A 16,364-nucleotide genomic window follows, 5' to 3' on the forward strand; every position below is an offset into this window, starting at 1 on the left:
CCCCTTTTTTATATCTTGTTTAACACTTGGAGAAATTCCAATGCAGCATACGTTTTTACTTCAGGAAGGCTTCTGGCAACTATCCGGTAGATTTTCAAACATCAGCGGCATAGAGATTCCTGTTGAGGGTCGCACTATTGTCACGCATACACCCGATCAATGGTCAAATCATGCCTTTATGCGCATATTGACGGCCCAGCCGCAAGATATTGAAACGGTGTACACTTTTGCACCAATCCCCCCGAAAGCCACATTTGTCCAATGGGATTCTACGAGCCCTATGCTGGGAAACGTGCCTGGCTGCTTTGCTTTTGTCGATGACACGATCATCTCATCCTCCATTATTGCTTCCACCGGACAACATGCCACCGAGGCCCTGAGATTTGTCAACGAAAACAGGTATGAAACACGCGGTGCTTTATTCCAGAGCGACACGTTGCTCGCATCATGGAGGGTATTGATGCAACGAATCGAACATACGGACAAATTACAATAGCAGGCTTTCAACAGGTGGTTAGCCTGAATTGCAGTCCGCTATCCAAGTATCACTCTATCAAAAAAACTCTCAGGGAGCCTGCACTCCGGTCACCGGAACTTGAAACATGCAGACCTTAAAAAGCCCCTTGAAGTGAACAGACTTTAAGGGGCATTACTTTAGTAAAAAGGGCCAAACTGCTTAACTTCAATCTCCGAAAGCGAAGACCGCAAGCGTACTCCGTGCAGTCAGGCCCCCCTTTCCGACTGTCCAACTGATTAACGATACCGCCAGTCGGCAGCTATCAACTACTCTTTGTGCCGTACCTCTTTTATGATTCCTTTCCGCAAGGCTTGCCCTGATGCCCGAACAGAAAGCACAATGCACTTTGTACCTTTGTGGAGAACAGCTTCTCTGACAGCAGGCTTCCTGCCACACGTTTATTAATCTCTCCCAGTGTAGGATACGGATGTACAGCCCCTGCAACAGCTGAAAGTGAAATATTTCCGGCTTTGATTGCCACCCATTGATTTATAAGTTCTCCGGCATGAGGGCCGCAGATCTGCACTCCCAGAACTTTTTCACGCGCATTCAGAAGCATTTTTACCCGCCCTTCCGGTTCACTTTCAGCCAGCGCTCTGTCATTACTGCTGAAGGCCTCTGTCCGGACGGAGTATTGCAGCCCTGCGGCTTTTGCCACGCGCTCGTTCATACCGATAGAGGCAAGTTCCGGCTCTGTAAATGTACACCAGGGCATATTTGTATAATCCGCCTTACGAGGCAGGCGGAAAACAGCATTGGCAATGATGATGCCCCCCTCATAACCGGCAGCATGCGTAAACTGAAACTTTCCGGTCACATCTCCGGCAGCAAAGATATGCGGTATATTTGTCCGCATGCGTGCATCAACAGGCACCCCGCGGGCAGAATAAGAGACTCCGGCATTTTCCAGATGCAAACCTTCAACGTTAGGCTTGCGTCCCAGTGCTACCAGTAGTTCCGAAGCCTTCAGAAGTTTTTCTTCCCCTTTATGCAGCAGGCGAACGTGTACGCTACCCGCGCTACGCTCTACATGCTGCAAAGAGGTGCCGGTCAGAATAAGCACCCCTTCGCTTTCCAGCCTCTGCTGAACAATAGCGGCCATATCTTCATCTTCACGGGTCAAGACCTGATCCGAGCGCTGAACCACTGTCACCTCTGTTCCGAGGCGCTGGAAAGCCTGCGCCATTTCCAGCGCAATCGGCCCTCCTCCCAGAACGATCAGCGACTCCGGAAGCCCGGAGAGAGAAAAAATTTCTTTATTGGTCAGAAATCCGGCTTCTGTCAGGCCGGAAACAGGAGGTATAGCAGCAGAAGATCCTGTAGCAACAACAATCTTGGCACCGGTAGCGCACAAAACGCCACCCTGCCCTTTGACTTCCACCGTATGCTCATCCGTAAAGGCAGCTTGCCCGAACCGGACATCAGCTCCCATCCCAGTAAAGCGTTCAACGGAATCATGCACCTGAATTACAGCCTGAATATCTTTAATACGCCGTGCCACAGCGGCAAAATCAACAGGCGGCAGCGCGACATCGGGCAGCCCGTACTTAGAGGCTTGCTGCATTTGCCGCCGGACAGAGGCTGACCGGATAAGTGCCTTACTGGGAACACAGCCATAGTGCAGGCAATCGCCGCCAAGGGCATGGTCCTGTTCAACCAAAAGAACCTTCGCCCCCAGCTGCGATGCGCCGGCAGTGACGGTAAGCCCCGCAGCACCGCCGCCTATAACAATTAAGTCGTAGTCATATTTAGGCATCAATGTTCTCCTTTTTGCCACGCCACGTGGCTACCCTTTCCAGAACCTTACGAGCGGCCAGAGGAAAGATACCGAGCAATGCAAAAGAAAAGAGAAGTGACGGAGAAAGTATGCCAGAAAGCGAGTTGATGGCCCCCAGCTCGCTTCCTGCATTTACATAAACGACAGTTCCGGGAAGCATACCCAGCTGGGAAACCCAGTAAAACGTGGTAACGCGTATAGGAGTCAGCCCCATGGCCAGATTAATAAGAAAAAAAGGAAAAACGGGCACTAATCGCAGAGAAAAAAGGTAAAAAGCACCATCCTTGCGAATGCCGTCATTAATGCGCATAAGACGATCTGCAAACCGCCGCTGCACCCAATCACGAAAAACAAAACGGGAGGCAAGACAAGCCAGAGTTGCACCGATAGTAGAGGCAAAAGAAACAGCGACAAGCGTTGCCCAGAAGCCGAACAGCGCCGCACCGGCCAAAGTCATCACAGTGGCACCGGGAAGTGAGAGCGCCGTGACCACAATATAAATTGCCATGTAAACGGCAATAAGCGACATGCCTTTTTCTGCATACAAAACGGCAAAATCGGCCTGAGACTGCTTTACATATTCCAGCGTAAAAAAACGGCCCCAGTCGTTATATAAAAATATACCGACAAACAGCACAACTACAGCAACCAGCGCAAGGCGCTTCAGCACCTCAGGTTTCATTCACACTCTCCTGCATTGCAACGCTCAGGCTGCGTTATGTACAATTAGGCCACTACACCGGAAAGCTTGTCTGTTTTCAGCATCTGCACTCCGCACACTGCCGCCCCCCACAGTCCCGACTCTTCGTTTCTGTTCAGCTTGACGGGAACATTTTTAAGCAGATGTCCGTGAACGTCGCTCAGCACAAATTCGCGGCCGAATTCAGGGTGCATAACCAGCACTGGATTACCGGAAGCCAGCCCGCCGGCAATATACACTCCGCCTAGAGCCATGGTTTCCAGCACATAATCATGACATGCGCGACCATAAAAGCGGGCAAACCATTCCAGCACCACAGGGTGCTGATCCAGTTTTTTTGCCACCTCGCGCGAAGACATTTTCTCTCCGGTATGAAACTGATGCAGCAAACGCAGACCGGTACCGGTTACAACAAGATCTCCGATAACCTGAGGCCTTCCTGTTGTACTGCGGACAAATTCTGCAAATTCCATTTCTTCACGGTTTACAAACGGAAAAACAGAATGTCCCCCCTCGGAAGGAACAGTGATGTATCGTCCTACACCATCGCAAACCAGCAGGCACTTTCCAAGCCCTGTCCCACCGCCGATAACAGCAACAGGTGCTGCATCAACAGCGGTTCCTTCCAGCACGGTTTCCGCATTTGCCACTGCGTCTGAAAGGCAGGCAAAGGCCTGAGCTTCAAAATCGTTTACCAGCCGGCCCCGCCGGATAGCAAACTTACCGCACACAGTTCCCAGATCAACCGCCCATGACGCATTGGATATTTTGCAATACGTTCCGGATTTTTCAATAGCCCCTGCCACCGCAGCCACCATAACATCCGCGTCTTTGGGCAGCAGAGAAAAGCCTTTCTCTGCAAGCTCGCTCAGCAATCCGTCAAACGAGCCTGCATCCTGAGTGGAAAGCCATACGCTGTCATCAAAATGCAGAACGCCGCCATCATCCAGTCTGAAAGCAGCAAAACGGCTGTTTGTTCCACCGATATCAATAGCAAGAATACGCTTCATGACACCTCCTTCAAAAAAAACGGCCTGATATTGCTGCATATCATAGTGCAACAGTATCAGACCGCATCATAAACAACTTGGCAGAGTTCGCAAAGCAAGAACCCTGAATGAAGAGCAGCCAGCACAGCAAACGGCATTGGCAGTTACTGAAACGGCATCACTTCCTCTGCCTCAACGTCATCGGCATTTCCCGACAGCAGTTCTATCATGTTGCGCAGGTGAATGTATGTTTCCGGAGGCATTCCCGTAAACCGCAACGCTGTCTCATCAGCATCCACTCTTGCCACTTGTGCATCAACAGACAGGACAATACCGTTTTCCAGTGTCAGCAGAAAAGTGCACTCTGCACCTTCCGGCATAGGAGCCCCCGCAATGCACAAAGCACCTCGTAAACTCAAATCAAGTGTCTGAGCTAGACTTCTACTGCCCTGATATTCCAGATGGACAGAATACTGGGCGGGAACCCGCAGCCGTCTGCGTCTTTCGTCCATTCCAAACCTCCGTAACACAAGCTGGCCGATCTAGAACTCCTCAGGTCGCCTTACATAAGGTTCAGGCAGAAGTTCAGACAGCATTCTTTCTTCATATACACCTTTTTCAGGTTCCAGAACAGAAAGTATACCACGTCCGAACTCATATAAAAACTGTCTGTCCGAAGCGGAAGGAGGAAGTACCCTGCCGTCGGAATCCACTGACACTATAGCCCTGATTCCGATGTCACCATCTGAAACGGCCTTCACCACTGCCGTCTTCAGTGCTGTCTGACTCAGGTTAAGCATAGGATTTTCAACATTGCAGCCGGTAAAAATTTTACCGGAATGGGTAAGGACAGCAGCCCCCAAAGCCACACGGGAATACGGAGCATAAGAATTAATCGTCGCCTGCTTGGCCTGCTTGATCAGTTCCTGCCGTTCTTCCGGCAGCAGTTCAGGCACAAACCATTTGCGGTAAATTCTGTCGTATTCACCGTTTCGCATGACTTCCAGCATGCCATCGTTCATCATCTTGAGCAGTGCTGTCTGTTCCCTGTTCACGGCAAAAAACACATCCGTAATATTTAACGGCGTTCCCACGGTGGAAATACCGCCAAGCTTCAGCTTGTTTATATAGTAAGTGGCTGTTCTTTCCGGCCCCCCGTAAGCGACAACTTCATCGTTATACAACGCCTTCAGTGCATCAATCTTCGTGTTGAACAGCTTAATGTTCAGTCCGCCAAATCCTTCCAGCACCCGCTGCTGCAACGAGCCCTTTTCCACTGCTACCCGCTGCCCCCGCAGCAAACGGACGTTACCGACCCGATTATGATTTTTGGTGAACAGCATGATTCTGGAAGGCAGGGTAGGCCGTTCTGCAAAGCGGTACAGCAACTCGCGCTGAGGGGTTTTAGCCATTCCCGATGTAACGCTGATATTACCTGCAGACAGTTCTACCAGCACCTGATCCCACGAAAGCGGTCGCAGGATCAGCTTTACCGGCTTGTCCCGCAAAATAGCCTGTAGCAGTTCCACATCAAACCCTGTAGGCACCCCTTGTGCCTCTTCAAAGGAAAACGGCGGAAACTCTCTGTCGAAACCATAAACTACTTTAAGAGGAGCCGCGGCATGTGCAGGCTGATAACCAAGGAAGGGAACAACAATAAACGCAAACATAAACATCACGCATACCAGAGCCCGCGATGTTTTCTTATCATTACGGTATATCTGTGATTCAGCGGTATAAGACAACATGAACTACCCTCGTATGTTTAAATGCGCATGGAGCCGCCTGTAGCGACACCATGTACCTGTACATATATCCTTTTCGGCATATGCGGGCTGTAGTTTAGCCCTAGGGTACATACGCCCTGCTCATCTCTTTACAAAAGCCTGTGCAGCGTACCATCGTACTATCTGCAGCGTACCGGGATCGGTAACAATCAACGGGAGCGGAACCAGCTGCGCAGGGGGAGTCATTTCCACCATACAAAGCGAGTCATCCAGACTGGTCGCATAGCCTTGCCGTACAGCACCGGCAGCTTTCTGCTGACGCTGGGCGCCAACGTCCAACGACTCCATCATACCGATAATGCACGATGGTGCATGATTTACATTAACCAAGTGTACTTTCCTGTTAATATCCGTAACACGCTGCATATAACCTTCATAGCCTAACCCGCGTCCTTTTACTCCATGCTCGGCAACATTCAGTTCAGGACCATCCATATAACGCTCACAGGCTGCTGCAAACAATTTCCATGCACGGCATACAATCGCCCCGTAAGCTTTCTGCTTCAACCACCTTACCGGTAAAATTCGGGCAAGCTTCACCAAAACTAGGCCCGTCGTATCTACTTCACATACCTGACCACGGTCCGACGCGTCGTCAGATACGGCATACATATACAACTTGTTATCTACAGACATCTCAAGCTCCGCTAAAAGGAGCTCCAGCAGCTGGCGCCCAAGCAGCCATTCCAAACGCAACAAAGCACAGCACGCATTATGCAACAACTCTTGCAGCATCGGCTCCTTAGCCTGCAAAGCTTCCATCTGCTTTTCTACTGCGCAACGTTCCCCAAAAAAACTATCTGCCATTTCGGTAAGCAGTTCTGTCTGCAAAGCTTCCGTGTAATCACGTTCGTACGCCATCAGAGTATCTCCTCTGGTCGTCAGATATGGCACTCTATCCGCAGCAGTCGCATGCAGCAACCGATTGCAGACATTGCCTGCCATAATCGCGCATGGTACGGCCTCATTAAAGGAGTAATCATGAGTAAAACTAATCTGACCCAAGCCATAGAATTGCTGGGAAGCACACTGCTTGGCAAGGATATGATGCTGGCTACGGCAGAATCATGTACCGGCGGATTGATCGGGGCTTATCTTACATCCGTGGCAGGAAGTTCAAGCTGGTTTACAGGCGGTATTATTGCTTACTCCAACACCGTCAAACAGCATGTACTGGGTGTGAACGAGGAGGCCCTTGTCAGCTATGGTGCGGTAAGTGCCCCTGTCGTGGAAAAAATGGCCGCTGGAGCCTGCCGGCTGCTGCATACTCAGGCTGCCATTGCAGTATCCGGCGTTGCTGGTCCTGCTGGTGGCTCCCCCCTCAAACCAGTGGGAACCGTCTGGATTGGCTGGTGCGTGAACGGCCTTGTATCCAGTCAGCACTTTTTATTTGAGGGAGACAGAGAATCTGTAAGACTTCAGACAGTTGAGCAAGGGATTAACGGATTGCAGTTACTAATCAAAGTCTGAGCACTCCTTTGAAACCTTGATTTCACAGGATCAGAAACACATTCAGAAAATACACGCAAATGTTGCCGAGAGGCAGTCATGAACACTTTCGCAGCCCCGCAGCCAGACCCGATGAAAACAGCCATGAACGTTCAGACAAAAGAGTACGTCAGATTGTTCGCAGGAATAGCCATGCCGGAAAAATACAAGCAGCTACTGGCAGACCTGCAACGGCGTATGAAACATCATATTATCAGGCCACCATGCACAGGGCTTAATATGCCCGCGATCAGCTGGGCCTGCGCAGAGACATGGCATCTGACATTACGGTTCATCGGCAATATACCGACACAAAACGTTCAGTCCATCATCGACAACTGCCATACTATCAGCTGGAAACCGTTCACAATTACCCCCGGAGCAGGCGGCACTTTTCCATCTTTACACACCAAAACACCTACTCCCTCTGTCTTGTGGCTGGCACTCAAACAAGGTGAACACGAAGTTTCAGCTCTGGCAAAATCCGTCAATCAGGCGCTACAGCCTATCGGCATCGTGCCCGAAAAGCGTTCCTACCAGCCGCACCTTACAGTTGCCCGTATACGACGAAACAACAAGCCTGACAAAAAAGCCGTTGCATCAAGTGACGCAACGGCTCTGGCAACCAAAAATTCCCATACAGCGAAGCCTTATCTCACCTGCTGGAAATCAATCCTCGCGGAGGCGGGCCAGACCGTCTGGCCCCCATACCGCGTGGATAGATTTGTCCTTTGGCAAAGCAGGCTCACCTCGCATGGTGCAGGTCACACTCCGCTTGCAGAATTTCATGCAACAATTTGAAACATGGCTAAGCAGCTTCCTGCTTATGCAGCAAACAGAGGCCTTTTAAAGGTTGAACCACACCTAGACTGAATAGTCGCCCCGATTGATTTTGAAGCGTTCCGTAGTGGTCATCACTTCAAGTTCATTCACCATCTGACCCATACCGGGGTGGCGCGCATCTAAATCAGGCACCGTCTGGCGAATTCGGGCGAGGTCATTTCCAATACTTTCCAAAGTGCTGTAGGCTGAACGCAAATCAGTGCCAGCCCCTTGCTGACCAATAATACGGGAATAATTTTCCCAATTGTCCAGCATGCCATCCAGCGAGTCTGCCACGCCGGAAAGCGGAACCGAAGACGCCTGCTGTGTGGTCTGTTGCACCATCAACAGCGGATTAACCGCTCCCGCTCCGGGAGGCGGCAGCGCGGCCTGCGCTTCTTCGGTACCTTCAGTGCCTTGCAGCTTACCAGCCAGCAACGAATCAAAGCCCGGAGCAGCACTCCGTTGCTTTTTCTTCGCTTCTTCCTGCTGCAATGCCTGCAGTTGTTCGTTCGTAATCTTCATGGCCTGCCCCTGCTGTTAGGGTTTTGTTTTTTTAGAAGCAATAACCCTGCCAAGCCGCAACCAAAAGCTATTTATCTAAAATATATGCCAATACTACCAAAAAATGCGGCAAAAGATGCCGTTTCGCATACTATCCTGCCTGTATTGTTACGGCAGAATTTACGTCATGTCTATTGCACCTGACAGCTGAACCCGCTATATTATTAGAAAGAATAATATCCGCGCCTTAAGGCGTTCATCATTCAAGGCCAAGGAGGCTCTATGCTCGCCATAAAAAAAATACTCTGCGCAGTTGACTTTTCCAATCACAGCAAGGCGGTAGCAGAATATGCCCGACTGTTTGCCAAGCCTCTGGGAGCAGAGGTCATTGTCGTTTACGCGGCCCCCTCGCTTAGTCAGTATGTAGGATTTCATGTTCCTACTGCATCCATCGAAACCCTTGTAGGTGAAATTGTAACCGGTGCGGAAAAAACGATGGATGCCTTTGTTACAGAAAACTTTGCCGACGTTAAGGCTTCCGGTCGCGTTGTCACCGGTTATGCTGCAGAAGAAATTCTCAGCGTTGCTGAAACCGAAAAAGTTGACATGGTAATAATGGGTACCCATGGCCGCAAAGGTTTTGACCGCATTCTCTTCGGTTCCGTAGCAGAAAAAGTAGTAAAAAGTGCCAATATGCCGGTGTTGACCATTCGACCCGAAAATGAAGAGTAGCAATTACGGGCTGCTTGCCCCGTAACGCCAGCTGGATTATTCATTGGGGCGGTTCACCGGAACCGTCCCTTTTATTTGATAAGTCAGTACACACTAAAGGAGCGCCCCATGACCACCCCCGCAAAGCGGGATGATACCGGGCTTCCGGAAGCCGTTACAAGCATCCGGCCCGAAGTAGCGGCTTTCAAGCCATACACGCCCGGCCTCTCCATTGATGAAATTAAAGAACGTTATGGCCTTTCGCAGGTCATCAAAATGGCAAGCAATGAAAATCCGCTGGGCACATCTCCTTTGGTTCAAGCTACGCTGCGCTCCCATTCCGACATGGCTTTTCGCTATGTTCAATCCGGTAACCCCAAACTTGTTAAAGCCATTGCGCGCAAGTTTTCCGTGCCGGAAAATTCTATTGTAATCGGCAACGGTTCCGATGAAGTAATCGACCTGCTGATTCGCGTAAAAGCTCAACCCGGGCAACATAATATTGTTGCATTCAAACCTTGCTTCAGCATGTACGAACTGCAAACAAAGTTCTGCGGTGTAGAGTTCCGGCAGGTGCCGGTTAACAGCGATTTTTCTTTTGACTGGAAAGCACTAGTTGCAGCAACGGATGAAAATACAGCAATTGTTTTCATCACCACGCCGGACAACCCCTCAGGCTATTGCCCCCCCGTTCAGGATGTAATTGACCTGGCCAAAAGCCTGCCCTCCTCATGTCTGCTTGTTGTGGATGAAGCATACATGGACTTTGCAGAAGATGAAACCGCGCACTCTATACTGCCCAAGCTGGAAGCATTCCCCAACGTTGCAATTCTGCGCACTTTTTCAAAAAGCTACGGCCTTGCCGGACTCCGGCTCGGCTTCGGCGTAATGCATCCTGCACTGGCAGACTATGTCAAACGGGTGCGCCTGCCTTTCAGCATCAATATTCTTGCAGAGTTTGCAGGCATCGCGGCACTGGAAGATACAGTATTCCACGCAGAAACGCTCAAGATCACACGTGAAGGCCGACAATATCTATCATCTGAATTACGTCAGGCAGGGTGTACTGTATATCCTTCAGCTGCAAACTTTATCATGTTTGCACTGCCTGAGAGATGCCCCCTTGATGCACAGGGAATTTTCGAGGCATTACTGTCACGAGGCATCATCATCCGTCCGCTTCGCAGCTATGAGCTTGCTCACTGCCTGCGGGTAAGCATCGGTAGCACGCAGGAAAACACCTTGTTCATTGATGCCTTCAAGGAGGTAATCCGTGGCTGATCGTATTACGGTTACACTAGACGGCCCTGCAGGCGTAGGGAAGACCACTCTGGCACGTAATGTTGCAAAAAAGCTGGGCATCGCCTACATGGACACCGGCGCCATGTTCCGCAGCATAGGTTGGAAACTGGGCAAAGAAGCTGAAAAGCTTACACCTGCGGAAATTGAACAGCGCCTTACAGCCTTTGAGTTCTCTCTCAGCGGTGCCGGTGCGAAAACAATTCTGTACCTGAACGGTACGCCTGTAGGTGACGAAATCAGGACCGAAGAGGTAGCCTTGATGGCCTCTGCAGTTGCAACTCTGCCTGTTGTCCGTACTTTTTTAAAGGCAAATCAGCAAAAGCTTGCCGCGCAGGTATCTCTGATCGCGGAAGGTCGCGACATGGGCACGGTGGTTTTTCCCGAAGCACGTTACAAATTCTTTCTGGATGCCACCCCCGAAGAGCGTGCCCGGCGACGCTATGATCAATTAATCGCTGCCGGAGAAACTCCGGACATGAAAGAGTTGACGGAACAGATTCGTAAACGGGACCATCAGGACCGCAGCCGTGTTGTTGCTCCGCTTCGGCCTGCTGATGATGCAATCATAATTGATACTACCGACCTTGATATTGAAGGCGTTTTTGCGGCAATCATCAGCAATATACAATAGCTAGTCCATTAGCCTGTCATCACAAAAGCACTGGTTCCGGCCAGTGCTTTTATTTTTTATATACACTCATTAAATATTCTATTGACAGTTGCTTGTTACCCCCCCCATAAACATACACTTAAGAATGTATAAAAACAAATCTGACGGAGGCCACTAGCCATGAACACTCGACAGCCTAGGTTTCTCGCTGCCGAGGAGCTTACCTTCCTGCTGGAAAACACATGCATGCAGATTAACAAAACAACTGCTCACCTTGAGAATAACGAGGCCGTGCTCAATTCGGTTGTACCCGTAAAGACAGTTGTATTGACTACCGTTATCGTAACATCAGCTATCGCCGCGGTTCTTATTTCTACACCGCTGGCACTATTCTCCGGTGCGGTTGTCGCCGGACTGTTGCTTGCTGAGCGAAAACGACTGACCTGCAAAGCTGTTTCCACAAAGGCATTTGGGCTTAACGTCAGAGCCTTAAACTTTCTTTGCAGGTCTTTTTTTGAGTTGGTTGCACTATCGTCTCTTTTTCAGAGGCATCAGGCGCAGTTTTGCCCTGCATCAGTGCAGCCGATGTTGAAATAGTAACTTGGTCACCACGGCATTCCCCCAGTGCCGTTTGACATACTGCCCTCCTCCCCCCTCATTTCAGGGCAGGCACGCTCCTCATCGGGCCGGATTTGAAGCAGCAGATCCGGCCCACTTTATTATCCCGCGTAACAGAAAAAACTAAGCCAGCGGGATAACACCCCTCTGGCTTAGCAGGCAATCAAAAAAGTATTTCAGGGGCACAACTACGTAAACATACACCCTTCCAGTGCAGCACACAGTTCGTCTTCTTGGTCTTTAGTTAATGATGTTTTCAAAATTTTGCCTTTCCCTGAAAACTGTTTAATTTCATCTAGGAACTTGTCTCCAGTGACCTTTCGTTCCAGTATAAAAAGTGCCGAACTGCCCGGTTTAAAAGACTCGGCGAGGTCTTTCATCATCTGATCACTGATGCCGACATCGGAAAGAAGACCGGAAATTGCACCAGCACCAGCCCCTACTGCCAATCCCAATAATGGATTAAGGAACATTAATCCTATAAGAGTCCCCCAGAAGCCACCTCCCACAGCTCCGGCAGCTGTCAGATTTACTGCTTGGTGTAATTTAATTTTTCCCTTTTCATCTTTGGTGACAAGAACCACATCTTCCATCTCAATCAGATATTCACGTTGCAATTTGACAAGTTTTGCACGCATTTCGAGCGCAGTATACTCATCATCAAATAGCATAACAATTAGATCACTCATATATTCTCCTCCCGTATGCTTGTTCATCATCAACAAAAGTTTCACGCACATTACTAATAGCAGGACATAGAAATTTTAACAATACGTTTTGACAAATGCATACGCACTATATAGCTATCACCTAACAAAAATGCTCTATTAATTAATCATTCAACTAGCTCAACAGTTCAGGAAGCTCTTTTATAAAACTAGATTACCTAAATGATGCTAGAGAGGACCGTAATTGCATTTTCGAGACAATGTTGTCGCAACAAAGGGTTGTCGGAATCATCAGCATTAGCAGGTGTAGTGTAAGCATAAAAAAGATAGGATTGGCACTATGTCCATACGCCCCTTCTTTACGAGGGAAGTCAAAGCACTGGAAAGCGGCTAAGCTGCGCATACGTTTGCTTCCGGGGAATTTTCCACAATGCGCATTTAGACTAGATATGTATAAATCTGCTGAGATAGATAGTCATATTGGTTTAGCGGAGTAGGAGTAACTTCAAGCAAAAAGAACTATACTGGTTGTGGAAAAAGATCGTGCAGGAAACCAACGGATGAAACTTGCCCAACAGAATCTCAAATTATGAGTGTAAAGTTTTTCGACGTTGTACAATTATCTTACTTCAGGGCGCAATGATGAAATTACTTTTACTATCAAGTTGTTAAGACAACACAGGCACGCCCTGTACATGAGTATTACATGTTGGTAAACTTAATAACTATTAGAATAAAACAGCTACCATTACTGTTAGCAGCTCATTTTTACAACTATACTTGTAACTGGCACAAAGTGTGCTTCCAATTAGGTGGGGCGATCTTAACAACGATAGTAGGGGGGACACATTATGAAGAGATACGTTAATCGTACTGTTTTTAGTTTTCTTTTGATCATTGCAATGGCGTTACCAGCTTCTGCTGCAGTAGTTAATTCTTGAAACTATACCTATAATGCAGGCTTCTCCAGTTGGACCATGCAAACAGGGAAAGATAACGTCACCCACACTGGGCTGACAACTGGCGGGTATAATCCAGTTAATGGTGTGGACGCTTACGCTGAGCTTTGGTGGGGGTCAACGACTTGGGCTACTCAGTCAGAGGACCGCAGTGGAATAACCCTCGGCGTACCTGTCCATGGTGTAGTGAATACAAATGGTGCTTCTGCGGCGGCCATGAGTATGAGCCATACGAACAAACCCGTATTCGGGAATTGGCTTCTTGGCGGAACAGTAACTGCTGCTTTGGAACTTTCAGCACGGGATCCCTACAACAGCACTTCCAAAGTTCTTTCCACTGCATTGGAGTTCGATTTTTATGAAACTCCTAATACCCCCGGGTATGTTTCCGATGTATTCATCTTGACCAATCCGGGCGCTACTACCGAAGGATTTGAGTATGACGGGGAATGGTATACTTTAGATTTTACAGGCAGCTTTGATCTGATCCCGGACAGTTATGTTGAACTGCTTGGGCTTGATTCTTCGCAAAAGCATTATGGCTGGGTAACTGAAGAGAACGCCATGACGACTGTGGGCACAAGTTTCACTATCAGTCATATTCAGCAACCCACACCGACGCCAGAACCAGCGACTGTTGTTCTTCTTTTACTGGGGTTAGGTACGCTTGCAACTGTCTCGCATATGAAACGTCGTAACGCAGCATAACGTACTTTAGCAGGCTCTGGATTCAGAGCCCGCTTTTTCTGCATACAAAAAAGCCCGCTCACAGAGCGGGCTTTACTTGCATATGAAGGCGGTTGTTACTGCGCTTTCTTATGAGAGGTTCTGGGCAAAATCAAGTTCAGAACTACGCCTACGATACCGGCAAGGCCGATTCCCTTAATGGAGAACTCACCGGCATGGAAAGCCATACCGCCGATACCAAACACAAGAATCATCGCCATGATTGCGAGGTTACGGGGCTCCATAAGGTCCAGCTGAGCACGCACCAACGAGTTCATACCCACAACAGCAATAGCGCCAAACAGCAGAATCATAATGCCACCCATGACAGGGGTAGGAATGGTGTGCAGCAGGGCGCCCAGCTTGCCCACAAAAGCGAGCAGAATTGCAGTGATAGCAGCCCACGTCATGATGCCGGGGTTAAAAGAACGAGTCAGCGCAACAGCACCGGTTACTTCCGAATAGGTAGTGTTAGGCGGACCACCAAGGAAAGAAGCAAACATGGTTGCCACACCATCACCCATCATTGTGCGGTGCACGCCGGGCTTATCGATGTAGTTTTTACCTGTAACGGAACTGATCGCCAGTACGTCGCCAACATGCTCAATTGCAGGAGCAATTGCTACCGGAACGATAAAGATGATCGCCTCGATATTAAACTCGGGGGTCACAAAGTTAGGCATAGAGAACCATGCGGCTTCGGCCACTTTGGTAAAATCTACCATACCGTAAGCAAGGGCAGCGATGTAGCCTGCCACAATACCGCACATGATAGGCACCAACCTGATAACACCGCGACCGAAAAGCGATGCCGCAATAGTCGCGGTCAGAGAAATCATGGAAACCACAAGCGCATCCTGACGGGCAAACAGCTCGATAGAACCATCGCCGGATTTACCGATGGCCATAAATACCGCAACAGGAGCCAGTCCCAGACCGATAACCATGATAACCGGCCCCGTTACAATGGCAGGCAGAACACGATCAAGAATCTGCGTACCCTGCACTTTGATAAGGCCGCCCAGCAATACATACAGCATACCCGCAGCGACAAGGCCGCCCATGGTTGCTGCGACCCCCCATGTTGCGACACCATGAATAATGGGTGCAATAAACGCAAACGATGATGCCAGAAAAATGGGCACCTGACGTTTGGTAACCAGCTGGAAAATCAGCGTACCCGCGCCTGCGGTAAACAGGGCAACGTTCGGATCAAGCCCTGTCAGCAGCGGCACCAGCACCAGCGCACCAAAAGCCACAAACAACATCTGCGCGCCAATAAGGCTGTCTTTCAGTCTAAACGAATATTCCGTAGAATCGCTCACCACTCCCTCCGTAAAATCTCATATGCTCCGTTATTCACAACAAGGGCGGCCCCTTTGCAGAAGGCGCCACCCCGTATTCCAGCCATTGGCCCAAAAAAAGAGCATTTCCACAACGGGGAAAAAAGACCGCCGTTGTAAAAATGCTCTGTGCGTTTAAACGCGCAGATACCTATTTGGTACCGAAAATCTTGTCACCGGCATCTCCGAGACCAGGCAAAATGTAACCATTCTCGTTCAAACGCTCATCCATTGCGGCAATATAAATATCCACATCGGGGTGTGCATCCTGAACACGCTTCACACCCTCAGGTGCAGCGACAAGGAAAAGTCCCTTGATCTGCTTACAGCCGGATTGCTTCAGCAGGTCGATGGTTGCCACCAGCGTACCGCCGGTTGCCAGCATCGGATCAATGATAAGAGCAAGACGCTCGTCAATGTTATTGGCAAGCTTGCTGTAATAAGTCACAGGCTCAAGGGTTTCTTCGTTGCGGAACATGCCCACAACGCTTACCTTTGCTCCGGGAATCATATCAAGCAGACCGTCAAGCATGCCCAGTCCGGCGCGCAGAATCGGAACAACGGTAGTTTTCTTACCCTTGATCTGCTCTACTTCGACAGGACCGGCCCAGCCTTCGACCTGAATTTTTTCAGTAGCGAGGTCTTTGGTTGCCTCGTATGTCAGCAGACGGCACACTTCATTGGAGAGTGCGCGAAACTCGGCTACAGGTACATCGCTCTGACGCAACCGGCCCAGTTTATGTTTGACCAGCGGGTGGTCCACCACGTAAACAGCCACTCTTGGTCTCCTTAGAGATTGCTTAAGTTCATCTAGTTCGTGTTCAAACTTTATCCGGAGGTGTG

17 protein-coding genes and 1 pseudogene are annotated in these 16,364 nt (G+C 49.5%); 8 read left to right on the plus strand and 10 right to left on the minus strand.

The window, feature by feature from the left end:
• The first annotated feature begins 40 nt into the window (after positions 1-40).
• Positions 41-496: a hypothetical protein gene (locus tag ACK5LI_RS06595; RefSeq protein ID WP_416947433.1), complete on the plus strand. Its 456-nt coding sequence runs from the start codon at positions 41-43 to the stop codon at positions 494-496.
• Between the two features lie 310 nt (positions 497-806).
• On the opposite strand, the gene ACK5LI_RS06600 is transcribed toward ACK5LI_RS06595, so the two are convergent.
• The 6 genes from ACK5LI_RS06600 to ACK5LI_RS06625 all read right to left on the minus strand — a co-directional run bounded on the left by ACK5LI_RS06600 (position 807) and on the right by ACK5LI_RS06625 (position 6,631).
• Positions 807-2,273, minus strand: a complete 1,467-nt coding sequence (locus ACK5LI_RS06600; protein ID WP_416947435.1) for a dihydrolipoyl dehydrogenase family protein — start codon at positions 2,271-2,273, stop codon at positions 807-809.
• Entirely contained in the window at positions 2,266-2,976 is a 711-nt protein-coding gene (locus ACK5LI_RS06605) for a TVP38/TMEM64 family protein (RefSeq protein WP_416947438.1), read from the minus strand. Before ACK5LI_RS06605 ends, ACK5LI_RS06600 begins: the two co-directional genes overlap by 8 nt.
• A 44-nt stretch (positions 2,977-3,020) precedes the next feature.
• A complete protein-coding gene (locus ACK5LI_RS06610) occupies positions 3,021-4,004 on the minus strand; it encodes a glucokinase (protein WP_416947441.1) in 984 nt (327 codons plus the stop codon).
• 143 nt (positions 4,005-4,147) lie between these two features.
• Positions 4,148-4,495: a PilZ domain-containing protein gene (locus tag ACK5LI_RS06615; protein ID WP_416947443.1), complete on the minus strand. Its 348-nt coding sequence runs from the start codon at positions 4,493-4,495 to the stop codon at positions 4,148-4,150.
• A gap of 30 nt (positions 4,496-4,525) precedes the next feature.
• Positions 4,526-5,731, minus strand: a complete 1,206-nt coding sequence (locus ACK5LI_RS06620; RefSeq protein ID WP_416947445.1) for a cytidine deaminase — start codon at positions 5,729-5,731, stop codon at positions 4,526-4,528.
• A 120-nt stretch (positions 5,732-5,851) separates the two neighbouring features.
• Positions 5,852-6,631: a hypothetical protein gene (locus tag ACK5LI_RS06625; protein ID WP_416947447.1), complete on the minus strand. Its 780-nt coding sequence runs from the start codon at positions 6,629-6,631 to the stop codon at positions 5,852-5,854.
• A 120-nt stretch (positions 6,632-6,751) separates the two neighbouring features.
• Between ACK5LI_RS06625 and ACK5LI_RS06630 the strand changes: the two genes are divergently transcribed.
• On the plus strand, positions 6,752-7,240 hold the full coding sequence (locus tag ACK5LI_RS06630; RefSeq protein WP_416947449.1) for a CinA family protein: 489 nt from the start codon (positions 6,752-6,754) through the stop codon (positions 7,238-7,240).
• A 78-nt stretch (positions 7,241-7,318) separates the two neighbouring features.
• A complete protein-coding gene (thpR, locus tag ACK5LI_RS06635; RefSeq protein WP_416947452.1) occupies positions 7,319-8,059 on the plus strand; it encodes an RNA 2',3'-cyclic phosphodiesterase in 741 nt (246 codons plus the stop codon).
• Positions 8,060-8,122: 63 nt separating this feature from the next.
• Here thpR and ACK5LI_RS06640 read toward each other — a convergent pair whose 3' ends face one another.
• Positions 8,123-8,605, minus strand: a complete 483-nt coding sequence (locus tag ACK5LI_RS06640) for a hypothetical protein (protein WP_416947454.1) — start codon at positions 8,603-8,605, stop codon at positions 8,123-8,125.
• A 261-nt stretch (positions 8,606-8,866) separates the two neighbouring features.
• Between ACK5LI_RS06640 and ACK5LI_RS06645 the strand changes: the two genes are divergently transcribed.
• The 4 genes from ACK5LI_RS06645 (at position 8,867) to ACK5LI_RS06660 (ending at position 11,804) form a co-directional block, all read left to right on the plus strand.
• Positions 8,867-9,316 (plus strand): universal stress protein, encoded by a 450-nt coding sequence (locus ACK5LI_RS06645; RefSeq protein ID WP_416947456.1) that lies wholly within the window; start codon positions 8,867-8,869, stop codon positions 9,314-9,316.
• Positions 9,317-9,424: 108 nt separating this feature from the next.
• On the plus strand, positions 9,425-10,576 hold the full coding sequence (gene hisC / locus ACK5LI_RS06650; RefSeq protein WP_416947458.1) for a histidinol-phosphate transaminase: 1,152 nt from the start codon (positions 9,425-9,427) through the stop codon (positions 10,574-10,576).
• A complete protein-coding gene (gene cmk, locus ACK5LI_RS06655) occupies positions 10,569-11,228 on the plus strand; it encodes a (d)CMP kinase (protein WP_416947460.1) in 660 nt (219 codons plus the stop codon). The genes hisC and cmk overlap by 8 nt, the downstream gene beginning before the upstream one ends.
• 159 nt (positions 11,229-11,387) lie before the next feature.
• The gene (locus ACK5LI_RS06660; protein ID WP_416947462.1) at positions 11,388-11,804 is read left to right on the plus strand and encodes a hypothetical protein; all 417 of its coding nucleotides are present in this window, start codon (positions 11,388-11,390) and stop codon (positions 11,802-11,804) included.
• 209 nt (positions 11,805-12,013) lie between these two features.
• Here ACK5LI_RS06660 and ACK5LI_RS06665 read toward each other — a convergent pair whose 3' ends face one another.
• The gene (locus ACK5LI_RS06665) at positions 12,014-12,514 is read right to left on the minus strand and encodes a DUF1269 domain-containing protein (RefSeq protein ID WP_416947464.1); all 501 of its coding nucleotides are present in this window, start codon (positions 12,512-12,514) and stop codon (positions 12,014-12,016) included.
• A gap of 935 nt (positions 12,515-13,449) precedes the next feature.
• On the opposite strand from ACK5LI_RS06665, the pseudogene ACK5LI_RS06670 reads away from it, so the two are divergent.
• Positions 13,450-14,160, plus strand: a pseudogene (locus tag ACK5LI_RS06670) (THxN family PEP-CTERM protein); the annotation flags it as partial.
• Positions 14,161-14,255: 95 nt separating this feature from the next.
• On the opposite strand, the gene ACK5LI_RS06675 reads toward ACK5LI_RS06670, so the two are convergent.
• Together ACK5LI_RS06675 and upp are read right to left on the minus strand one after the other, a co-directional pair.
• Entirely contained in the window at positions 14,256-15,506 is a 1,251-nt protein-coding gene (locus ACK5LI_RS06675) for a uracil-xanthine permease family protein (protein ID WP_416947466.1), read from the minus strand.
• A gap of 166 nt (positions 15,507-15,672) precedes the next feature.
• Positions 15,673-16,299, minus strand: coding sequence for a uracil phosphoribosyltransferase (gene upp, locus ACK5LI_RS06680; RefSeq protein ID WP_416947467.1), 627 nt, complete (start codon positions 16,297-16,299; stop codon positions 15,673-15,675).
• Positions 16,300-16,364 lie beyond the last annotated feature (65 nt).

The sequence above is a fragment of the Oleidesulfovibrio sp. genome, from assembly GCF_047973035.1.
Taxonomy (GTDB): Bacteria; Desulfobacterota; Desulfovibrionia; order Desulfovibrionales; family Desulfovibrionaceae; genus Oleidesulfovibrio.

What these genes read in the sequence shown, in the direction of transcription:
- ACK5LI_RS06595 (WP_416947433.1), top strand. Translation starts at nt 41, where the DNA reads ATGCAGCATACGTTTTTACTTCAGGAAGGCTTCTGGCAACTATCCGGT.
- ACK5LI_RS06600 (WP_416947435.1), bottom strand. Translation starts at nt 2,273, where the DNA reads ATGCCTAAATATGACTACGACTTAATTGTTATAGGCGGCGGTGCTGCG.
- ACK5LI_RS06605 (WP_416947438.1), bottom strand. Translation starts at nt 2,976, where the DNA reads ATGAAACCTGAGGTGCTGAAGCGCCTTGCGCTGGTTGCTGTAGTTGTG.
- ACK5LI_RS06610 (WP_416947441.1), bottom strand. Translation starts at nt 4,004, where the DNA reads ATGAAGCGTATTCTTGCTATTGATATCGGTGGAACAAACAGCCGTTTT.
- ACK5LI_RS06615 (WP_416947443.1), bottom strand. Translation starts at nt 4,495, where the DNA reads ATGGACGAAAGACGCAGACGGCTGCGGGTTCCCGCCCAGTATTCTGTC.
- ACK5LI_RS06620 (WP_416947445.1), bottom strand. Translation starts at nt 5,731, where the DNA reads ATGTTGTCTTATACCGCTGAATCACAGATATACCGTAATGATAAGAAA.
- ACK5LI_RS06625 (WP_416947447.1), bottom strand. Translation starts at nt 6,631, where the DNA reads ATGGCGTACGAACGTGATTACACGGAAGCTTTGCAGACAGAACTGCTT.
- ACK5LI_RS06630 (WP_416947449.1), top strand. Translation starts at nt 6,752, where the DNA reads ATGAGTAAAACTAATCTGACCCAAGCCATAGAATTGCTGGGAAGCACA.
- thpR (WP_416947452.1), top strand. Translation starts at nt 7,319, where the DNA reads ATGAACACTTTCGCAGCCCCGCAGCCAGACCCGATGAAAACAGCCATG.
- ACK5LI_RS06640 (WP_416947454.1), bottom strand. Translation starts at nt 8,605, where the DNA reads ATGAAGATTACGAACGAACAACTGCAGGCATTGCAGCAGGAAGAAGCG.
- ACK5LI_RS06645 (WP_416947456.1), top strand. Translation starts at nt 8,867, where the DNA reads ATGCTCGCCATAAAAAAAATACTCTGCGCAGTTGACTTTTCCAATCAC.
- hisC (WP_416947458.1), top strand. Translation starts at nt 9,425, where the DNA reads ATGACCACCCCCGCAAAGCGGGATGATACCGGGCTTCCGGAAGCCGTT.
- ACK5LI_RS06660 (WP_416947462.1), top strand. Translation starts at nt 11,388, where the DNA reads ATGAACACTCGACAGCCTAGGTTTCTCGCTGCCGAGGAGCTTACCTTC.
- ACK5LI_RS06665 (WP_416947464.1), bottom strand. Translation starts at nt 12,514, where the DNA reads ATGAGTGATCTAATTGTTATGCTATTTGATGATGAGTATACTGCGCTC.